The sequence below is a fragment of the Streptomyces spinosus genome, assembly GCF_020400655.1.
Lineage (GTDB): Bacteria > Actinomycetota > Actinomycetes > Streptomycetales > Streptomycetaceae > Streptomyces > Streptomyces argyrophylli.
Genome location: NZ_JAINRC010000022.1, coordinates 1 through 19,836 on the forward strand (window position 1 = coordinate 1; position 19,836 = coordinate 19,836).

17 protein-coding genes are annotated in these 19,836 nt (G+C 73.0%); 7 read left to right on the plus strand and 10 right to left on the minus strand.

Annotation, left to right across the window (positions count from 1 at the left end; all coding sequences use genetic code 11):
- Positions 1–123: 123 nt before the first annotated feature.
- Both LG395_RS34010 and LG395_RS34015 read right to left on the minus strand, forming a co-directional pair.
- The gene (locus tag LG395_RS34010; protein ID WP_225812493.1) at positions 124–1,620 is read right to left on the minus strand and encodes an FAD-dependent monooxygenase; all 1,497 of its coding nucleotides are present in this window, start codon (positions 1,618–1,620) and stop codon (positions 124–126) included.
- Between the two features lie 180 nt (positions 1,621–1,800).
- Positions 1,801–2,652 carry an MBL fold metallo-hydrolase gene (locus tag LG395_RS34015; RefSeq protein WP_225812494.1) on the minus strand — a complete coding sequence of 284 codons (852 nt, stop codon included), beginning with the start codon at positions 2,650–2,652 and terminating at the stop codon, positions 1,801–1,803.
- A gap of 318 nt (positions 2,653–2,970) precedes the next feature.
- Here LG395_RS34015 and LG395_RS34020 point away from each other — a divergent pair, with 318 nt between their 5' ends.
- Entirely contained in the window at positions 2,971–3,426 is a 456-nt protein-coding gene (locus LG395_RS34020; protein WP_225812495.1) for an ATP-binding protein, read from the plus strand.
- Positions 3,427–3,590: 164 nt separating this feature from the next.
- Here the strand turns inward: LG395_RS34020 and LG395_RS34025 are convergent, their stop codons facing one another.
- The 3 genes from LG395_RS34025 to LG395_RS34035 all read right to left on the minus strand — a co-directional run bounded on the left by LG395_RS34025 (position 3,591) and on the right by LG395_RS34035 (position 6,044).
- The gene (locus LG395_RS34025; protein ID WP_225812496.1) at positions 3,591–3,902 is read right to left on the minus strand and encodes a putative quinol monooxygenase; all 312 of its coding nucleotides are present in this window, start codon (positions 3,900–3,902) and stop codon (positions 3,591–3,593) included.
- A gap of 230 nt (positions 3,903–4,132) precedes the next feature.
- Positions 4,133–5,158, minus strand: coding sequence for a zinc-binding alcohol dehydrogenase family protein (locus tag LG395_RS34030; RefSeq protein WP_225812497.1), 1,026 nt, complete (start codon positions 5,156–5,158; stop codon positions 4,133–4,135).
- 82 nt (positions 5,159–5,240) lie between these two features.
- Positions 5,241–6,044 carry a glycine betaine ABC transporter substrate-binding protein gene (locus LG395_RS34035; RefSeq protein ID WP_225812498.1) on the minus strand — a complete coding sequence of 268 codons (804 nt, stop codon included), beginning with the start codon at positions 6,042–6,044 and terminating at the stop codon, positions 5,241–5,243.
- Positions 6,045–6,217: 173 nt separating this feature from the next.
- Here LG395_RS34035 and LG395_RS34040 point away from each other — a divergent pair, with 173 nt between their 5' ends.
- Together LG395_RS34040 and LG395_RS34045 are read left to right on the plus strand one after the other, a co-directional pair.
- Positions 6,218–7,144: a LysR family transcriptional regulator gene (locus tag LG395_RS34040; protein ID WP_225812499.1), complete on the plus strand. Its 927-nt coding sequence runs from the start codon at positions 6,218–6,220 to the stop codon at positions 7,142–7,144.
- A 434-nt stretch (positions 7,145–7,578) separates the two neighbouring features.
- Positions 7,579–8,301 (plus strand): SDR family oxidoreductase, encoded by a 723-nt coding sequence (locus tag LG395_RS34045; protein WP_225812500.1) that lies wholly within the window; start codon positions 7,579–7,581, stop codon positions 8,299–8,301.
- A gap of 22 nt (positions 8,302–8,323) precedes the next feature.
- On the opposite strand, the gene LG395_RS34050 is transcribed toward LG395_RS34045, so the two are convergent.
- Entirely contained in the window at positions 8,324–11,041 is a 2,718-nt protein-coding gene (locus LG395_RS34050; RefSeq protein WP_225812501.1) for an ATP-binding protein, read from the minus strand.
- Between the two features lie 224 nt (positions 11,042–11,265).
- On the opposite strand from LG395_RS34050, the gene LG395_RS34055 reads away from it, so the two are divergent.
- A complete protein-coding gene (locus tag LG395_RS34055) occupies positions 11,266–12,705 on the plus strand; it encodes an aldehyde dehydrogenase (RefSeq protein WP_225812503.1) in 1,440 nt (479 codons plus the stop codon).
- 247 nt (positions 12,706–12,952) lie between these two features.
- Positions 12,953–13,480, plus strand: a complete 528-nt coding sequence (locus tag LG395_RS34060; protein ID WP_225812505.1) for a YbhB/YbcL family Raf kinase inhibitor-like protein — start codon at positions 12,953–12,955, stop codon at positions 13,478–13,480.
- Positions 13,481–13,723: 243 nt separating this feature from the next.
- Here the strand turns inward: LG395_RS34060 and LG395_RS34065 are convergent, their stop codons facing one another.
- The 4 genes from LG395_RS34065 to LG395_RS34080 all read right to left on the minus strand — a co-directional run bounded on the left by LG395_RS34065 (position 13,724) and on the right by LG395_RS34080 (position 18,319).
- On the minus strand, positions 13,724–14,995 hold the full coding sequence (locus tag LG395_RS34065; RefSeq protein WP_225812507.1) for an MFS transporter: 1,272 nt from the start codon (positions 14,993–14,995) through the stop codon (positions 13,724–13,726).
- 67 nt (positions 14,996–15,062) lie between these two features.
- Complete coding sequence (locus LG395_RS34070; protein ID WP_225812509.1) at positions 15,063–15,674, minus strand: flavodoxin family protein; 612 nt, start codon at positions 15,672–15,674, stop codon at positions 15,063–15,065.
- Between the two features lie 190 nt (positions 15,675–15,864).
- Entirely contained in the window at positions 15,865–16,734 is an 870-nt protein-coding gene (locus LG395_RS34075) for an aldo/keto reductase (protein ID WP_225812511.1), read from the minus strand.
- Between the two features lie 553 nt (positions 16,735–17,287).
- Entirely contained in the window at positions 17,288–18,319 is a 1,032-nt protein-coding gene (locus tag LG395_RS34080; RefSeq protein WP_225812513.1) for a zinc-binding alcohol dehydrogenase family protein, read from the minus strand.
- A 136-nt stretch (positions 18,320–18,455) separates the two neighbouring features.
- On the opposite strand from LG395_RS34080, the gene LG395_RS34085 reads away from it, so the two are divergent.
- Both LG395_RS34085 and LG395_RS34090 read left to right on the plus strand, forming a co-directional pair.
- Positions 18,456–18,812 carry a winged helix-turn-helix transcriptional regulator gene (locus tag LG395_RS34085; RefSeq protein WP_225812516.1) on the plus strand — a complete coding sequence of 119 codons (357 nt, stop codon included), beginning with the start codon at positions 18,456–18,458 and terminating at the stop codon, positions 18,810–18,812.
- 164 nt (positions 18,813–18,976) lie between these two features.
- Entirely contained in the window at positions 18,977–19,810 is an 834-nt protein-coding gene (locus tag LG395_RS34090; RefSeq protein ID WP_225812518.1) for an alpha/beta fold hydrolase, read from the plus strand.
- The last annotated feature ends 26 nt before the right edge of the window (positions 19,811–19,836 follow it).

A 19,836-nucleotide genomic window follows, 5' to 3' on the forward strand; every position in this document is an offset into this window, starting at 1 on the left:
ACCACCCCCTGATGCATTCCCGGCCCTCACCGGCTCCCGCGGGCCCCGATCGCCGCCCGCTCACGCGCCGCCCGCACCGCCGCCGACAGGCCTCCGGCGCCGGGCGGCGGCGGGCGAGGGCGCTCAGAACCGCGCGGGCAGGGCGTCCAGGGCCTTGGCCGTCTCACCGGCGAAGTCGGCGGTGGCGGGGGGCCGTTCGGTCGCCCACCACACGTGCCCGTCGGGCCGCAGCAGTGCCGCGGTCACGCCGGCCCAGTGGTCCCCGCCGGTGGTGGACAGCCGGCTGCGGTGCACCGTGACGCCGGCCGTCGCCGCCCGCTCGGCCACCTCGCCGGGGACCGGGGCGTCACCCATGGTCAGCAGCACCGGACGGCCGTCGTGCAGCAGTGCAAGGACGCCCAGGCCCTCGGGGTCGTAGGCCCGCACGCCGGTGAGGGGGTGGGCGTCCGCGTCGGCCGGCGGGTAGGCCGTGTCGAGTCCCGACAGCTTGCCGGCCAGCATCCTGGAGAAGTGCGGATCGCCGGCGATCGCGTCGCTCAGCAGGGACCGCAGCGCGGTGACGTCCGGGGTGAGACCCGTGATCAGCGCGCTCTGCGCCAGCGTGTGCTCCGCCAGCTCCTCGCCCACGGCGTGCCGTTCCGAGTGGTAGGTGCCGAGCAACTCCGAGCCGGCCCTGCCCTGTGCGACGGCGGCCAGTTTCCAGCCGAGGTTCATGGCGTCCTGGAGCCCGACGTTGAGACCGACCCCGCCCGCGGGGAAGTGGCTGTGCGCGGCGTCCCCGGCCAGCAGCACCCGGCCGGCGCGGTAGGACGCGGCCAGGCGCGTGGCGTTGCCGAACCGGGTCAGCCAGGACGGGTCGCGCATGCCGAAGTCGGTGCCGGCGATGCGCCGTGCGGCGTCCCGGAGTTCGTCCAGCGTGAGCGGATCGCGGCGCTGGTTGAGCGGGTCGTACCCGGTGACGCGGTACCTGCCGTCGGGCAGCGGCACCACCAGGAGGCGGCCGGCCTCGTTCAGCGCCTGGAACCCGGCCGGCGGCGGACTGTCCAGCACGACCTCGCCGAGGTACGCGTACGCGGAGGTCTCCGTCCCGGGGAAGTCGACGCCCGCCTGCCGGCGCACGGTGCTGCGGGTGCCGTCGGCGCCGACGACGTACTCGGCGACGACCTCGTAGGTGCCGGCGGGGCCCCGGACCTGGAGGGTGACGGCCGTGTCGTCCTGGGTCAGGGAGACCACCTCGTGACCCCGCCGGACCTCCGCGCCCGTCTCCACCGCGTACCGCTCCAGCAGTTCCTCGGTGGCCGACTGCGGGAAGGCCAGCATGAAGGGGAAGGGTGTGGGCAGCGCCCGGAAGTCCAGACGGTTCTCCAGCATGCCGAAGTGCCAGTTCGGCATGGGCCGGCCGCCGGCCAGGAACGCCTCGTGACGCCCGCGCATGGCCAGCACCTCGATCGTGCGGGGGTGCACACCCAGGGCCCTGGAATGCGGGCTGCGCTGCCCCGCCCGCTCCAGCACGAGGGGCCGTACGCCCGCGAGGGCCAGCTCGTGAGCGGTCCACAGGCCGACGGGGCCGCCGCCGACGACGACCACCTGGTGACGCGCGGGCTCCCTGTCTTCGGACATGCCGTCTCAGCTCCTGACGAGTCGATGCGCCGTCGGGGTCTTAGTGACCAGACGGTCATTAAGGAGCGTACGACGTGGGCGCGCTAATGGCCAGTTGGTCATTACGGGCGTCCGCACACTCCGCGTGAGGGGGACGCCCGCGACCTCAGGGCGTGGTGCGCCAGGAGCGGTTCCGTGGGCTCACTCGGTCCAGCGCCCCACCGCGGTCAGCCACACGATGGCCGGGTTCAGCCAGGCCGGGAACCTGTGGGTCATCTCCTCGAAGTACTCGGTCCGGCCGGTGGCACCGGCGAAGACCTCCGCGGCCGCGCGCAGGTAGTCGCGGGTTTCCTCGATGACGGACGCCGGGTCGTCGCGCTCGGGATTCTTGTGCCCGGCCACGACGGTGGCCGGGTTGAGGGCGGCCACGGCGTCGATCGCGCCGAGCCAGCTGTCGATGCCGTCCGCACCGGCCTCGGAGAGGTACTGGTGCACCTGGTTGTAGACGACGTCGCCACCGACGACCAGGTCCAGGGACGGCACGTGCAGGAATGTCGTGTGATCGGTGTCGGTGTGCCCGGCGGCATGCGGCACGAGCGGCTGCCCGTCCACCTCGAGGCCGCCTTCCGGGACGGCCTCGGCGATGACCGGGGTGTCGCCGATCAGGCCGGGGAACGCCGCTCCCCAGAACGGGTTCGGCCGGCCGCCGGGGGTGGTGCGCTCCATCTCCGCGACCGTCTCGGCCGTGGCCCACACCTTCAGGTCCGGGAACCGCTCGCGCACGGGCGCCGTCGCGTACCAGTGGTCGCCGTGCGCGTGCGTGACGTAGACGCCGGTGATCGTACGCCCGAAGCCGGCGGCCCAGTCGGCGACGGCGAGCCCCTGCTCCGTGGTCAGTCCCGGGTCGACCAGCACGGCCTCGCGGGGGCCGTAGACGAGAGTCGTGGTCAGCGGGGACCACAGCAGCGGGCCACCGTCCGGCCGGGGCGGCAGGGCGCCCGGCGCCAGCGGCTGCATCGGACTGACGTGTACGGCATGGGCCAAGGACGTCATCGTGGTTCCTCTCATATGTGTCACGGGGGAGGGGAACGGGTCCTACCGCGTTCCCCTCCGTGCAGGTCGGGGAACGGGCGCTACCGCGTTTCCCTCCGTGCGGGTCGTCCACGACCCGCCGCCGCTCATCCTGCTGCCGCCGGGTGTGCGCGCGGCCGCCCAGGAAGAGGAACGAGCCGTTGGGGCAGCCCTTCTGCCTCAACACACGCGTCCGTCACGCCCGTCGGCCGACTCATCCGTCCGATCAGTTAGTTGGAATATCAAACTTGATGGATCCGTTGGCCTGACCAGCGACTCAGGGGTGGGAGGACACCGATCGTGAACACAACACTCAGTCCTGACCGGGAAGGCGTGCCGGTGGAGGTGCGGTCCCCGGCGGGCGCCTGCCGGGTGATCAGCCTCGCCGGGTCCGGCCGGGCGGAGCAGCGGGCCCGGGAAGCGGTGCGGAACACCTGCGCGGAGTCGCTCGGGGCGAGGCTGCCGGACGCGCTCCTCGTCGTCACCGAGCTGGTGGCGAACGCGGTCTCCCACACGGCCGGTGTCCGGGGCCTGCTGCTCCAGCACGACCGGAACACCATGTCGCTGACGGTCTTCGACCGGGGCGGGACGGCGGACTGGCCGCGTGCGACGCAGGCGGACCCCCTGGCCGAGTCCGGCCGGGGCCTGCACCTCGTCACCGCCCTCGCCGACTCCTGGCACGCCCGGCCGACACTCGAGGGCAAGGCGGTCACCGCCGTCTTCCGCACCGGCAGCACGGAGCCGGAGTCGCACTGACCGCCGGCCCCGCACGGCGGCGGCCCGACACCTCGGGTCAGCGGGTGCGGAGCGGTTCCGTCGCCGGCAGTTGACTGACTCGTCCGCGACGCCCCCGTGGCCGGTGCGGTCGCGCGGTCCGGGCGGCGCCGCTCACGGCGCCGCCACCGGACCGGACGTACCGGCTACACCGCCAGTTCGGTCAGCCGCTCGATCTGGATGCCGCCCACCGTCAGCGTCTCCGCGAGCTCCGCGAACCGCCGCAGGTGGTCGCTGGCCGCGTGGGCGCGCAGGTGCTCCTCGCTCTGCCACACCTCGTGCATCACCAGCAGTCCGGGGTCGTCCAGGCCCTGGTGCGGCACGTAGGTGAGGCACCCGTCCTCCTGCCGGGTGGCGGCCACCAGGGCGGGCAGAGCGTCCCGCAGTTCCTGCTCCTTGCCGGGACGAGCCTGCATGCGCGCGACGAGGACGACGGGGGCGGTCTCGGGGTGGGTCATGGGATTCTCCGTAAGTCGTCGGGTGGCCCTGGAGGGGCCGGAGGGGCGGCCGCGGACGCCCGCATGGGCCGCCGCACGGCCGGCCGCGGTCGGGAACAACTGTCGTCACCGTGGACCGGCCGGGCCGGTGTTCGCCGTGGCCGCTGCCCGTTGACGCACGTCATCGGCGCCCGCGGGCAGTGTCGCGGCTCCCGCGCGGCGGGCGGCCGGTGGCGGGTGCGGGAGGCGGCTCAGAAGCCGGTGAGGGTGATCTTGCCGATGGCGGTGCCGGACTCCATGACGCGGTGCGCCTCGCGGAGGTTCGCCGCGTCGATCCTGCCGAGGTCCTTCACGGCGGTGGTGGTGAGGACGCCCGCGTCCACCAGGCGGGCGATCTGGGTCAGGATGTGCCGCTGCCGGTCCATGTCGGGGGTCCGGAACAGGGAGCGGGTGAACATGAACTCCCAGTGGTAGGAGATGCTCTTGGCCTTCAGCACTCCGATGGGCAGGGAGTCGAAGTCGTCGATGGCGACGATCCTGCCGAAGGGCCGCAGCGCCTCGGCGTAGGCGCCGAGGTTGCCGTCGGTGTGGGCGGTGCTGAACACGTGTGTCAGGCCGTCCGGGGCCACCCTGGCGATCTGGGGGACGAGGGGCTCGCGGTGGTCGACGACGTGCCGCACACCCATGCGGGTGGCGAACTCGACGGTCTCCGGCCGGGAGGCGGTGCCGATGACGGTCAGGCTGGTCAGGGCGCGGGCCAGCTGGGCCGTGATGGAACCGACGCCCCCGGCCGCGGCGGTGATCAGCAGGGCGCCGTCCTGGTTCAGTCCGCCGTTCTCCAGGCCGAGGTGCTCGAAGAGGCCCTCCCAGGCGGTCAGCGAGGTCAGCGGCAGCGCCGCGGCTTGCGTGAACGACAACGTGGCGGGCTTGAGGGCCACGATGCGCTCGTCGACCGTGTGGTACTCGGCGTTCGCGCCGGCCCGGTCCAGGGCGCCCGCGTAGTACACCTCGTCGCCCGCCTTGAACGCCTCGACCTTCTCGCCGACCGCGACGACCGTGCCCGCGGCGTCCCAGCCGAGCACCTTGATCTCGCCGCCCGGGTCGTTGCTCTGCCGGATCTTGTAGTCGACGGGGTTGACCGCGACGGCCTCGACCTTCACCAGCAGGTCGTGCGGGCCGGGCTCGGGGACGGGCAGTTCCACGTCGACCAGGCTCTGCGGGTCGCCGACGGGGAGGCTCTTGCGGTAACCGACGGCCCGCATGGTGGTCTTGTTCATGAGTAGATCTTCGCTTTCCGAGTGCTGCTCGAAGGGTGAGGTGGTCGTGTCCGGGCGCGCCGCCGCGTCCACGCGGGGCGGGTCACGGTGTCAGGGCGTGGCCGTGGTCCGCGAGGTAGCGGTCGGCGGCCCGCAACGGGGTGAGGCCGTCCACGTTGATCAGGGCGTCGATCTCCTCGACACCGTCATTGCCCAGGTGCAGGCTGTCCAGCCGGGCGACCGCGCCGGGGTGCAGGTGGTCCAGCGCGCCGAGCCGGATGACCGCACTGGCGTCGTCCACGGTGCCCAGCAGGCCCTTGGGCTCCCGAAGGGGACGCAGGCCGTGGAGGCGGTTGAGGTACTGCGGGCGCCACAGCGGGACGACGAACCACTCCCGTGCGGCGACACCGCGCTCCACCCGGGAGAGGAAGCCGGACTCGGTGCCGGGAGTGAAGGAGTAGCCGAGCCCGGCCAGACCGTACTCGTCCACCATCCGGGCGGAGAAGCGGCTGATGCCCGCGCCCGGGTTGATGCCGTCGATGGTCTTCGTCATCCGCCCGGCCACCTCCGGCCGCGTCAGGTCGGCGACCTCCCGCACCGCGTCCTCGGGCACGTAGGGCGGCACCGCCCACACGCAGTAGGGCCGGTAGTGCGGCGTCAGCACGCGGACCCGGTCGCGGTAGCGGGAGAGGTACGTGTCGTGGCTGGAGGGCAGCCACGCGGAGACCAGGACGTCGACACCGCCCTCCTCCTGGAGCCGGAACAACTGCTCGTGCGGTGCCTCCACGCTGTTCACCCGGTGTCCGTGGGCCTCCAGGACGCGGCGCGTGACCGCGGCGGCGGCACGGTGGAACGACAGGGCGATGTTGCCCACGGTGATGGTCGGCTCCGAGCGGGAGGGTGACATGATGACTCCTTGGACATGTGCGCCTGAGCTGCGGAAACTCCGCCATGTATGACCGGGTGCGCGGAGTCCTCCGACCCCTTGGGACCGGCCGGTCCCCGGTACCCGCTCATCGTGCTCCCGCATCCGCCCATAAGTCTAAGAACTCGACCGCATTCTTTCTATAAGCTGAGCGCATGCCAACGTTGCGACAGCTGGAGTACCTGGTGGCCATCGTGGACGAGGGATCGTTCACCCGCGCCGCCGAAAGCCTCAACGTCACCCAGCCCGGGCTCTCCCACCAGTTCCAGGCACTGGAACGGGAGGTCGGAGGGCCGCTGCTGGAGCGGCTGCCGCGCGGCGTGCGGCTCACCCCGGCCGGCCGGTCGATGCTGCCCCACGCCCGGGCCGCGCTGGCCGAGGCGGGCCGCGCCACCGTCTCCGCCCGCCGCGCCGCCGGCGTCTCCACCGGTGAACTGCACCTGGCCACGCTCTACTCGGTCAGCGCGGGCGTGCTGCCCACGGTCCTGGGGCTGTGGCGCCGCGAACATCCCGGTGTGCGCATCCGGTTGTTCGAACACCGCCGCGGCGACGAGATGGCGCAGGCCATGACCGCGGGCCAGGCCGACGTCGCCGTGGGACCGCTGCCGGAGGGCTGGGAGGGCACCGCCCGGCACATCGGCACCGAGGAGTTCCTGGTCGTCACCCGCTCCGACGACCCGGTGGCGCTCTCCGACCGCGCGCCGGACGTCCGGCTGGCCGACCTCGCCGAGCGGGAATGGGTGCACTTCACCCCCGACAGCGGCCTGTCCGACATCCTCGAACGGGCATGCGACGCCGCCGGTTTCCGGCCCCGGGTCGCGGTGCGCACCGAACAGGCCGCGTCGGCCATCGGGTACGCGGCGGCCGGGCTCGGGCCCACACTCGTGCCCGCCAACACCATCCCGCCGCACTTCGCCGGCGCGTTCCTGCGCCCCGACCCGCCCCTGCGCCGGCAACTGACCGGTTACACCCGCACCAGCCCGGACCCGGTGACCTCGTCCTTCCTGGAGACCCTCGGGGAACACGCGCCGCTGATGCCCGCGCACGTCGCCAGGCGCCTGCGCAAGGGCGGAAGCCGGTAGCGCGGTCCGACGCAGGTGGTCGCCCCGCTGTCCGCCGGCCGGAACTGACGGGCCGTCAGGCGCTGCGGACCGGGTTCGTGTGTTCGGTCGGATCCGCCCCGGGCGCAGGCTGACGGCCCCGCCCGGATTTCCGGCCGTACTCGACCAGCGGGCGCATCTGCCATGCCTCGGAGTCGTCCGCCCGCCGCCCGCCGCCCGCCGCCCGCCGCCCGCCGCCCGCCGCCCGCGCCGGCGCCTGCACCAGTGCCTGCGCCCGCGTCTGCGCCTGCTCAAGGGGCGAAGCCGGTAGCGCGGACCGCGCGGAAGCGCGAGCTTCATAAGTGCAGCTTATGGAGAGCGACGAAAACAGTCATTGGCCTCATCCGCCTCAGCGGGAGAAGAGTGACGCCGTGCCCCATCGGCCGCGCCACGGCGCTTCACCCAAGGAGATTCGCGTGACCACGCAGGAACGTACCGGACAGCGCATCGTCGTCATCGGAGCCGGCTCCGCCATCGGACGGCACCTCGCCCGCACGGCCTCGGCCGCGGGCGCCGAACTGGTCCTCGCCGGACCGGACCTCGGCAAGCTGAAGGACACGGGCGGTGAACTGACCGGCCCCTGGCGCACCGTGGAGTTCGACATCACCGACGACGGGGCCGCCGCGCGGCTGGCGGACCAGGTCGGCCCCTTCGACCACCTGGTGTCGACGGCGGCGGTGCCCGCCAACGGGCCGCTCGCCGAACTCGACCCGGCCGACGTCCGGCGGGCCTTCGCAGCGAAGGTGACCGGTCCGCTGTTCATCGCCAAGCACCTGGCAGGCCAGGCGCGCGAGGGCGGTTCCCTCACCTTCTTCTCCGGGGTGGCCGCCTGGCGCCCGGCCCCCGAGCGCACCGTCATGGCGACCACCAACGGCGCCCTGGCCTTCCTCGTCCAGGCCCTGGCCGTCGAGATCGCCCCGCTGCGCGTGAACGCCGTGTCCCCCGGCATCGTCGACAGCGGTGCCTGGGACAGGCTCGGCGACGCCAAGCCCGGATTCCTCCGGCAGATCGCCGACAACAACCCCGCACGGCGCGTCGGAACCGCGGACGACGTCGTCAAGGCGGTGCTCTTCGCCATGGATAATCCGTACGTCACCGGAACGGTGCTGCACGTCGACGGCGGCGCACGCCTGGCCTAGGGTCTTTCCGGACGACGCGGCGTCAGGCGGGGGTGTCCGCGAGGGCGGCGGCGAGCTGCGTCCGCCGGTTGATCTGCAGCTTCGCGTAGACCTTGTACAGGTGTGCCCCCACGGTGCGGTGGGAGAGGTACAGCTGGTCGGCGATCTGCCGGTTCGTGTACCCCTGGGCGGCCAGCCGGGCGACGTGCAGTTCCTGCGCGGTCAGCACGGCCTCGGCGTCGAAGGCCTGGCGCGGCTGCGCCGTCTGCACGGTGCTGCCGGCGGCGCCCAGCTCCCGTGCCGTTCGTTCCTCGAGCGGTGCCGCGTGGTGGGACCCGAAGACGGGCAGCGCCGCGGAGAGCTGGCTGCGCGCCTCCACGATGCGGCGTTCCCGGCGCAGCCACTCGCCGAAGAACAACCGGGTCTTGGCCAGGTCGAGGAACGCGGTGGTCCCCTCACCGTGTCGTATCGCCCGCTCGAAGTGGACGCGGGGATCGCCGCCCCGCGGCAGGAGCGCCCGCGACCGTTCGACGAGCATCGCGAGGTGGCCGCAGTCGCCGGACGCGAGGGCGGCCGTGGCCATGTCGAGCCAGCTCTCCACCACGTCCGGCCGGCCGGCACGCAGGGCCGCGTCGGCGAGGTCGCCGCCCGCCCAGACGCCGATGGGCGGGTGCTCGAGGCTCGCCAGCAGGTGGACGACCGCCTCCTCGGCGCGGCCCTCGTTCGCCGCCACCTGGGCGGACGCCCAGGACGCCACGGCCGCCACCCTGGGGACCGGGGTGGGCCCGGACAGTTCGGTGCAGGTGCTCAGGGCGGCGGCCGCGAGCTCGTGTTCACCGCGCCACGCGCGTGCGCGTGCGATGTTCGCGGCGGACAGTGCCCCGACCACCGGCAGATCGAGGTCGTGGCTGAGGCGCAGCGCGAGTTCCGCGTCGGTCAGGCCGGCGGCGATCGCGTTGGCGGTCACGCGGACGGTGCCGCGTCCGGAGAGGGCCACCGCGACGTCACCGGCCCGCGCCGACTGGTGGAACATGTCGATCCCCGCGCCCCAGACCCGGTCGGCGACGGCGAGGTCATGGGTGTCCTCGGCGGCGAACGCCAGGCAGTTCAGCAGTGTCGCGTAGCCCTCGCGGGCCTCCCGCTGCATGAACGACAGTGCCTTCTCCACGGAGCCGATCCGGTCCGCCGGGCTGATCAGGGCCAAGCCGATGTCCCGGAGCACCTGCTGAGGCTCGGTGGCGGCGTCGGCCCGGCGCAGTTCGTCCGCGACGGCTGCCGCGAGGTCGGCGGAGGTGTCCTGGCGCAGGTAGCCGCGCACCGCGGCCCAGGTGAGGACCTCGATCCGGTCGGCGGGATCGCCGAGTCTCCGCGACAGCGCGACGAGTTCGTCGCCGCCGCGGCCGAGGAGTGCGGAGCTGCTGCCGGCGAGCATCCATTCGGTACGGGCCAACTGCACCGTCGACGCCTCGTCGGCGACGATCGGCCGTGCCTCGGTGAGCAGGGCCACGGCGTCGGCCGTCGCGCCTGCCTGCCGTGCCGTTTCCGCGGCCATCACCGTGCGCCGCGCCCGGTCGGCCGCGACCGGGGTGAGCGCTGCCGCGCGCCGCCAGGCCGTGGCGGCCTCGGTCCGCGCACCTCGTCGGGCGGCCGTCACGGCGAGTGCCTCGAGTTCGGCGGCGACGTCCTCGTCCCAGCCGGCGACGGCCGCGGCCCGGTGCTGGACGGCCCGTGCGGGCTCGACGACGACCGCCGCGAGTTCGGTGTGCACGCGCGACCGCGCGCCGAAGTCGGCGTTGTCGTACACGGCCGAACCCACCAACGGGTGACGGAACTTGTACGTGCCGGCGGTGAGCGTGATCAGCCCGAACCTCTCGGCCGGCGCGAAGTCGCCTTGGTCCAGGCCCAGGTTGCGGGCCGCCGCGAGCACTTCGTAGCTGCTCGAGTCCTCCGCCGCGGCGGCGACGAGAAGGGCGTGCCGCGTCGCCGGCGGCAACAGGGCGACCTCGGCCAGGAAGGAGTCCTCCAGACGCCTGCCCATCGGTACACGGCCCCCCTCGGCGGAAGGCGGCCCTTCGGCCCAGGAGGGGTTGGCCGACCATTCGGTCAGGGCGAGCGGGTTGCCCAGGGCGCGCTCGACCAGACGGCGCCGTTGCGGCAGCGTCAGTTCCGGCGCGTGCAGGGCGACCAGCTCCAGCGCGTCCTCCTGCCCGAGCGGCGCCAGCGGCACGTGATGCCTGAAGTGCGACTTGCGGTCGGGGTAGACGCGATCGGTCCGGCTCGTGGCCAGGAGCAGCGCCGGCATGACGCTCATGCGGGCCGCGAGGAAGGTGACGATGTCGGCCGTCGACCGGTCGAGCCAGTGCAGGTCCTCGACCAGCACCACGAGGGGACCCCGGGCCGCGGCCTCCTCCAGCAGTCCGAAGGCGGCGAGCCCGGTGATGAAACGGTCGGCCGGCTCCCCCTCGGCGCCGAACGCGACCTTGAGGGCCGTGTTCTGGCGCGGCGGGAGGGCGTCGATGCGGTCGAGCAGGGGCAGCAGCAGTTCGTGCAGGCCCTCGAACCCGGCCGCGCCGGCGCCACGGATGCCGTGGCAGGAGAGAACCGTGAAGCCCGACGAGGCCGCGGCTTCGACGACCGCGGACGCGAATCTGCTCTTGCCGATCCCCGCTTCCCCGTGCACGAGGACCGAGGCCCCGTCGCCCTGGCGAGCCGCCTCGACCAGGGCGGTCAGCTGTCCGAACTCCGGTTCTCGCCCTATCACACAGCCACCCGTACCGATGTGTCGCGACATGCGCTACTGCAAGTCGATCAACCGTACTATACGGCTTTTTTCGGCCATGGCGACATGTACACGCTCGGATAAGGCCGATCAACCGCGGGAATCAAAGTTAACAAAACACTGTTCTCTTGACTAGGAGAACGGCGTTCTTTTAACGTGGCGGCCTCTCCCGCCTCCCGGCGCCACCCCCGCGACAAGGAATCGCAGTGATCACTTACGACAGGCTGTACATCGGCGGACGCTGGACCGAGCCCGCCAAGAAGGACCTTCTGGAGGTCCGTTCCCCGCACGACCGGTCCCTGGTCGGGCTGGCCGCCGAGGCCACCGAGCCCGATGTGGACCTCGCCGTCGACGCCGCCCGCAAGGCCTTCGACGAAGGTCCCTGGCCACGCCTGACCCCGGCCGAACGCCAGGACGTCATCGCCCGCTTCAACGACCTCTACGCCAAGCGCACCGAGGAGATCGCGGACCTCACCACCGCGGAGAACGGCAGCGCGCGCTGGTTCACCGGCTGGACCGCCGCCGCGCTGTCCCAGCAGACCGGCGCCTTCCTGCGCGCCGCCGCTGCCCTGCCGTGGGAGGAGGACCTGCCCCGGACCGACGGCACGACGGGCCGCGTCCTGGTGCGCCGCGAACCGGTCGGTGTCGTCGCGGCCGTCATCCCCTGGAACGCCCCGCACCAGTCCGCGCTCGTCAAGATCGTCCCCGCGCTCCTGGCGGGCTGCACCGTCGTGCTCAAGGCATCACCCGAGAACGCCCTCGTCACCCTGCTGCTGGGGGAGATCCTCACCGAGGCCGGTGTGCCGGAGGGCGTGGTCAGCATCCTGCCGGCCGACCGCGCCACCAGCGAGTACCTCATCTCCCACCCCGGCATCGACAAGATCGCGTTCACCGGTTCCACGGGCGCCGGACGTGCCATCGCCGCCATCGCCGGGCGGCAGCTGAAGCGGGTGAGCCTGGAGCTCGGCGGCAAGTCCGCCGCCATCGTGCTGGAGGACGCCGACCTCGACGCCATGACGGAGGGCCTGAAGTTCCTCTCCTTCGCCAACAACGCCGAAGCCTGCGTCGCGCACACGCGGATCCTGGTGCACCGCAGCCGCTACGACGAGGCCGTGGCCAAGCTGAAGGACCTCGTCGAGTCGCTGACCGTCGGCGACCCCTCCGACCCCGCCACCTTCATCGGACCGATGGTCAGGGCGGACCAGCAGGAGCGCGTGCGCGCGTACATCGAGACGGGCATCCGCGAGGGCGCCCGGCTCGTCACCGGCGGCCCGCAGGTCCCGGCCGGCCTGGAGGACGGTTACTACGTCACCCCGACCCTCTTCGCCGACGTCGACAACTCCATGCGCATCGCACAGGAGGAGATCTTCGGCCCGGTGCTCGTGGTCATCCCGTTCGACGACGACGACCACGCGGTCCGCGTCGCCAACGACTCCCCCTACGGCCTCGGCGGCGGCGTGTGGACGGCCGACGAGGACCGGGCCCTGTCGATCGCCCGGCGCGTCCGCACCGGCACCTTCGCCGTCAACGGCGCCCCGTTCTCCTTCGACGCCCCCTTCGGAGGGTTCAAGAGCAGCGGCATCGGCAGGGAGTTCGGCACGGTCGGCCTGACCCAGTACGTCGAGTACAAGACGATCGCGGTCTGATCCCCGCTCCACCGCGACCACCCCCTCCTCCGCGCGAACACCCGCGAAGGGCACACCCGTCACCAATCCGTCCGTGTCAGTCAATCGACGGATTACCGCTGCCGGTCCGCTCACGACGATGTACGTGATCGCGGCAACCGCGATCACGTGTCCGACGACAGTCGGCCGGGCCGGAGCGTGTGCCACCGAGGCACGCGGCGGCACACGCCCACACCGCGGGACACCGCGCACACCGAGAGGGATTCCCATGTCCACTCCCTACGACCTCATCGCGAAGGTTCCTTCCTTCACGCTCACCAGTACCGACTTCACCGACGGCGGGGTGCTCGCGCTGCCACAGGCGAGCGGTGTCTTCGGGGCCGGCGGCACCGACACCTCGCCCCAGCTGAGCTGGTCGGGTTTCCCGGAGGACACCAGGAGTTTCGCCGTCACCGTCTACGACCCCACCGCCCCGACCGGCAGTGGTTTCTGGCACTGGGCCGTCGCCGACATCCCGGCCACGGTCGGCGAGCTGCCCGCCGGAGCCGGTGACGAGTCGGGCGCCGGGCTGCCGGAGAAGGCCTGGCAGCTCGCCAACGACGCCGGCCTGAGGCGGTACGTGGGGGCCGCCCCGCCCGCCGGCAGCGGTGAACACACCTACTACATCGCGGTGCACGCCGTGGACGTGGAGACCCTGGGTCTCGACCACGGCGCTCCGCCGGCGTTCCTCGGCTTCAACCTCTCGGGCCACACGCTGGCCCGGGCGGTCGTCACCGCCCGCTTCTCCGTCGACTGAGGTCCCGTCTCAGGAGGCTGACAGCCCCGTCACCTCACCGGCCGCGACGCTGCCCGCCGCGGCCGGTGGGGCGTTTGGCGTGTGCCGGCCCGCCTGGTCCGTCCCTCGACCGCGAGGGTCGTCGTCGGCGGCCCGGAACGCGGTCGGCCCCGGCCCCGGGGAGGGGGCCGGGGCCGGGGAGGGAGCGGGGCACTTCGGTACGTCCCCGCCCGCACGCGGTTCCGCGTACGCGCCCGCCGTCCTTCAGACCTGCTGGGCGGGCCGCGCGCGGTCCTCGCGGCGCGAGCGCAGGGCCAGCGAGAGGGCCGCGCTCGCGGCGAGAAGGGCCACCACCAGGCCGTAGACGGCGACGGTCGCGGTCAGCGGGACGAAGTCGCTGGCGATGCCCGCGACGAGGACCGGCGCCCCGTACGCCGTGTAGGCGACGAGGTAGACCGCCGCGAAGAGGCCGCCCCGGCTCGCGTTGTCCGCGAGCGGGCCCAGTATGCGCAGGGAGGAGCCGAAGGCCGCGCCCTGCCCGGTGCCGCCCAGCAGTGCGCCGGCGACGACGAGCGGCAGCGTCGCCGTGACGACGCCGACGACCGTGAGGACGGCGCCGGTGAACAGCAGCAGCGCGCCGACGCGGGTCGCCCGCCCGGCGGACAGCCGGCCGAAGGCGATGCCGGCCAGCGCCGCCGCCATCGGCTGGACGGCGACGACCGCGCCGTTCAGCGCCGCGTTGTGGATGCCGAACACCGTGGCGTCGAAGGACGGGGCCAGCCCCAGGAAGAGGCCGGAGAACATCCAGCCCGCGGCGACCAGGGGGGCCAGGGACCAGAACCACCCGCGGGCCGGGCGGACGACGCTCAGCCTCGGGCGCAGCGAGGCCAGCATCCCGGGATGCCGGTCCGCGGTCTCGGGCGCGGCCAGCACCGAGGCGATGCCGTAGACGAGGACCACCGTCAGGCCGAGGAACACGATCGCCGTCGGATGGCCGCTGTACTGGACGGCCAGGCCGGCGAAGAGGGCGCCGAGGGCCAGCCCGCCCACCGGGGCGGCGCTGGTCAGCACCGTCATGACCGGCCGGTGCCGCGCGGCGGCGAGCTCGATGATCGCCGCGGTGAACGTACTGGTGGCCGCTCCCGTGGCCATGCCCTGCACGGCCCGCGCGGCGATGATCCAGCCGATGCCGTCGGCGGCCAGGAACAGCGCGCTGGTGACCAGCAACAGGAGCATGGCGCCGACCAGCACCGGCCGGCGGCCGATGTGGTCCGACACGGAACCCGCCACGAGCAGGGTGGCCAGCAGCGTCACCGCGTACACGGTGAACGCCGTGGTGAGCTGCCAGGCGGGAAAGCCCCACTCGCGCTGGTAGAGCACGAAGAGCGGGCTGCCGGCGCCGGCTCCGAAGGCGACGGCGATCGAGGCGATCACCACGCCGGCGGTGGCCAGCGGCCGGCCACGCCCGGAGGGCGGAGCCGGGTCCGGGGAGGACGCCGGGGGCTGATGTGAGGAAGGGACTGCAGACAGCTTCACGGCGTCTCCTCGGGCCGCTTGTCCAAAAGGGTCGGACGGGGGCCGACCCGCGAGGTCACTCCGGTGCTCAGACCGCGGCGGCGAGGGCCCGGCGTCCGGCGCTGACGAGGGCCGCCTGCCGGGCCACGCGCCCGCCCAGGTGCTCGGCCGTGGCGATGTCCGCGCCGTGGACGGTGTCCGTCCCGCCGTCCATCGGCGTCTGCGCGCCGGCTCCGCCCCAGTAGCCGAGGCGGTTCAGGTCGTGCTCGGAGGCGCTGGCGGAGTTCCAGCCCGGAGCCAGTCCCAGGCTGACCCAGAGCATCCGGTGCTGGGCGGCGAAGGCGGCGAAGAACGCGAGGGTGTTGTTCTTGTCGCCGCTCTTGGAGGCCGAGTTGGTGAAGCCCGCCGCCAGCTTGTCCGCCCACCGCCCCTCGGCCCAGCGCCCGCTGGTCGCTTCGGCGAAGGCGTGGAAGCCGGCCGAGGCGCCGCCCATGTAGGTGGGCGATCCGAAGACGATCGCGTCGGCGTGGTCCAGCCCCTGCCACTGTTCGTCGGTCACGGCGGTGACGTCCACGAAGGTCACGTCGGCGCCGGCCTGCTCGGCTCCGCGGCGGACCGCCTCGGCGAGGACGGCCGTGTGTCCGTAGCCGGAGTGGTAGGCGACGGCGACGGCAGGGCGGACGGGGGACGGTGCGGACATGGGAACTCCTGTGAGCGTGGGTGTTCGGCGTTCGGTGTTCGGGGGAGGGCGTCAGCAGGACGTCTGCCTCCTGAGCCCTGCGAGGGGGCGTCGCGGTCGTGCGACGGCGGCGCAGGCCGGGGGACGCGCCGGTCGGCCGGTCCTCGGGGCGAAGCCGCGCGGGGTCCGGCGTGCTTCGGGGGCCGCGTTCTCAGCCCCGGGAGAACGGGTCGCCCAGGGCCTCGTAGTCGGCCTGCGTCAGCTTCAGTGAGGCGGCCGCCACGTTCTCCTCCAGGTGCTCGACCGACGACGTGCCGGGGATCGGCAGGACGACGGGCGAGCGGTGCAGCAGCCAGGCCAGCGCCACCTGGGAGGGCGAGGCGGCCAGGCGGGCCGCGACGCGGGCGAGCGGGCCGCCCGGCCGGGCCAGCTGACCGGTGGCCAGCGGGAACCACGGCAGGAACGCGATGTCGTTCGCCTCCGCGTACCGCAGGACGTCCTCGGAGTCGCGCTGGGCGATGTTGTACAGGTTCTGCACGGAGGCGACGGGCACGATGCCGCGGGCCCGCTCCAGCTCCTCGACGCCGACCTCGGAGAGCCCGACGTGCGCGACCTTGCCCTCGTCGCGCAGCTCCTTCAGGACACCGATCTGCTCCTCGAAGGGCACCGAGGGGTCGACGCGGTGCAACTGGAAGAGCGGAATGCGCTCCAGGCCCAGTCGGCGCAGGCTGGACTCCGCCTGCCGGCGCAGGTACTCGGGCCGGCCGTCGGGCCGCCACTGCCCGGGGCCGGGACGGGTCAGTCCGGCCTTGGTGGCGATGACCAGGTTCTCCGGGTACGGGTGCAGGGCCTCGCGCAGCAGCTCCTCGGCCGTCTCGGGGCCGTAGGAGTCGGCGGTGTCGAACAGGGTCACGCCCAGTTCCACGGCGCGGCGCAGGACCCGCACGCCCCGGTCCCGGTCGGGGAAGGGACCCCACACCCCGGGACCCGTCAACTGCATGGTGCCGTAGGCGAGTCGGTTGACCACGAACTCTCCGCCGAGGGTGAAGGACCCTGATGACTCCGCTGAGATGGTGCTCATGTCTCGCTGCCTTTCTCGTCCTGGCCGCCCGCGCGTGGTGCGGCCCCGGCACCGGGGAGGTGCCGTGTCGTCTGTGCGTGTGCCGTCACCGCGCCGGCGGTGCGATCCGCGGGGGCGGGGCCTCCCGCCGGCGGTGCGATCGGCGGGGGCCCGTGCACGGCCGGCGTCGCACCGGCGACCGCGACGTCGTGGTCACGCGGGGGCCGCGGCCCGGAGCCGTCCACGCGCGGCGTCCGCTCGACGCCGGGGGGTGGTGACGCCGCCGGGGACACGCCGGCCCCCCGGTGCAGCCCGTCGCCGTCCCGCGCCCCCGTCCCCCTCCGGTGCGTCACTGGGGCCATCACCTCTCCTCGGCGAACCGTGACGGGGGAAGGGGACCAGGGGGCGCAGACGGGGTCACGGGTTCGTCCGAGGCGGTCCGCCGGTCGCGTGGCCGACCCGGTCCTCGGGCCTCTCGCTGCCGGCCCGACCAGCATGTCCGCCGTTTGTGGAACCTTTGTGGGGTCCGCTCCGGAGCACGCCCGGCCGGGCGTGCCCGCCGTGCGGGACCTGCTCAGAAGCCGGTCATCGTGATCTTGCCGATCGCCTTGCCCGACTCCAGGACGCGGTGGGCCTCGCGCAGGTGCTCGGCGTTGATCGTGCCGAGGTCGGTGGTGGCGGTGGTGGTGAGGATGCCCGCGTCGACCAGGCGGGCGATCTGGTCGAGGATGTGCCGCTGCACCGCCTGGTCGGGCGTCTGGTGGAGCGAGCGGGTGAACATGAACTCCCAGTGGAAGGAGATGCTCTTGGACTTGAGCACACCGATCTCGACCGGGCCGAAGTCGTCGATGGCGACGAGCCGTCCGAGCGGCTTGAGCAGGTCCGCGTAGGCGGTCAGGTTCCGGTCCGTGCCGGCGGTGCTGAAGACGAAGTCCACTCCGTCCGGTGCCACCTCGGCCACCTGCGGGGACAGCGGCCTGCGGTGGTCGACGACATGGGACACCCCCATGCGGCGGGCGAACTCGGCGGTCTCCGGGCGCGAGGCGGTGCCGACCACCGTCAGACTGGTCAGCGCGCGCGCCAGCTGGGCCACCATCGCGCCGACACCGCCCGCGGCGGCGGTGACCAGCAGGGTGCCGGTCTTCTCCAGGGCGCCCTCGCGCAGGCCGAGGTGCTCGAACAGGCCCTCCCAGGCCGTGAGCGACGTCAACGGCAGCGCCGCCGCATCGGCGAAGGAGAGGGTGGCGGGCTTGTGGCCGGCGATGCGCTCGTCCACGGTGTGGAAGAGGGCGTTGGCGCCGGGCCGGTCGATGGCTCCGGCGTAGAAGACCTCGTCGCCGACCTCGAACGCCTCCACCTCGTCGCCGACGGCGACGACCGTGCCCGCGGCGTCCCAGCCGAGGACCTTGGGCTCGCCGCCCGGGTCGTTGTTCTGCCGCACCTTGTAGTCCACCGGGTTGACCGCGACGGCCTCGACCCGGACGAGCAGGTCGCGGGGGCCGGGCCGCGGCACCGGCAGCGTGACGTCGACCAGGCTCTCCGCGTCGTCCACGGGAAGGCTCTTGCGGTAGGCGACCGCCGGCATGGTGGTGGGGATCTCACTCATCTCTGGCTCCTGATCGTGCCGTAGGTGCTGACTGCGGCGATAACGTAGCCCGAGGGAGGTAGTAACTTTCAACGGAACCTACTTCCCTTCGGGAAGTAAGCTGGTAGAGGCCGATCCAGGAGCGGAGGACGCGACGTTGACGACGACATGCGCATCCGAACGACACGACCACCACGACGTCTACGCGGCCCAGTGCCCCTGCCGTGAGGTGCTGGACCTGCTGGCCAACAAGTGGTCGGCGCTGGCGATCGGGGCGATGGAGGAGGGACCCCAGCGCTTCGGGGCGCTGCAGCGGCGTCTGGAGGGCGTCAGCCCCAAGGTGCTCACCTCCACGCTCCGCCGCCTGGAGGAGAAGGGGTTCGTGGACCGGACCATCTACCCCGCGGTGCCCCTGCACGTCGAGTACGCGCTCACGGACCTGGGCCGCAGCGTGGCCCGGCCGCTCGCCCAGCTGCGGAACTGGGTGGAGGACCACGTCGACGAGATCGCCTAGGCGCTGTCCGGGGCCCGCTCGCCCGTCGCGTGGCGGCGCGAAAACGGCGTGCCAGCGCCGGTGCCCGGCGGTCTACGGTCAAATGGCCTATGGCCCCGACGGAACGGGGCGGCACACTCGACGACGTCCCTGGTCTTCGCGCACCCCCATGATGAGGAACCGAGATGTACGTCGACGCCCCCAACCAGGTGGTCGATGCCGCCAACGGAGTGCGGTACGCGTACCGCCGCTGTGGCCCCGCCGACTCCCCGCCCCTCGTGCTGCTCCAGCACTTCCGAGGCACGCTGGACAGCTGGGACCCGGCGCTCGTCGACGCCCTGGCCGCCGAACGCGACGTCATCGCCTTCGACAACGCCGGCGTGGGCCTCAGCACCGGTCGGGTGTGCCGCACCGTACGGGACCTGGCGGAGGACACGCTGGCCTTCCTGGAAGCGCTCGGCCTGCGGCAGGCGGACGTGCTGGGCCATTCGCTGGGCGGCTTCACCGCACAGGAGCTGGCTCTGCTCCGTCCCCGCGCGGTCCGCCGCCTGGTGCTCGCCTCCACCGCCCCCCGGGGAGGCCCCGGTATCCACGGTTACCCGGACGACGTACTGGCCCACGTCGGCTTCGAGCGGTTCGGCGTACAGGACTACCTCTACGTCTTCTTCGGCCACACCGGCACCAGCCAGCGCAGCGGCCTGGAGTTCGTCGGCCGCTGGCTGGAACGCGAGCGAGGCCGGGACCTGCCGGTCACCGCGGCGGTCCAGGCGGCACAGTACGAAGCCGTGGCGGAGTGGGGCGTACCCGACCACACGGCCCTCCGGCGGCTCGCGGCCATCGACAACTCGGTGTTCGTGGCCGGCGGCGACAGCGACCTCGTGATGCCCCCGCGGACGTCCCACCTGCTGGCGGGGCTGCTGCCGAACGCGCGCCTGAAGACCTACCCGGACTCGGGCCACGGCTTCCTCTTCCAGCACCACGCGGAGTTCGCGCGGGACGTGCTGGCGTTCCTGCGCTGAGCGGCGCCCCGCCGCGAACGCCGGGC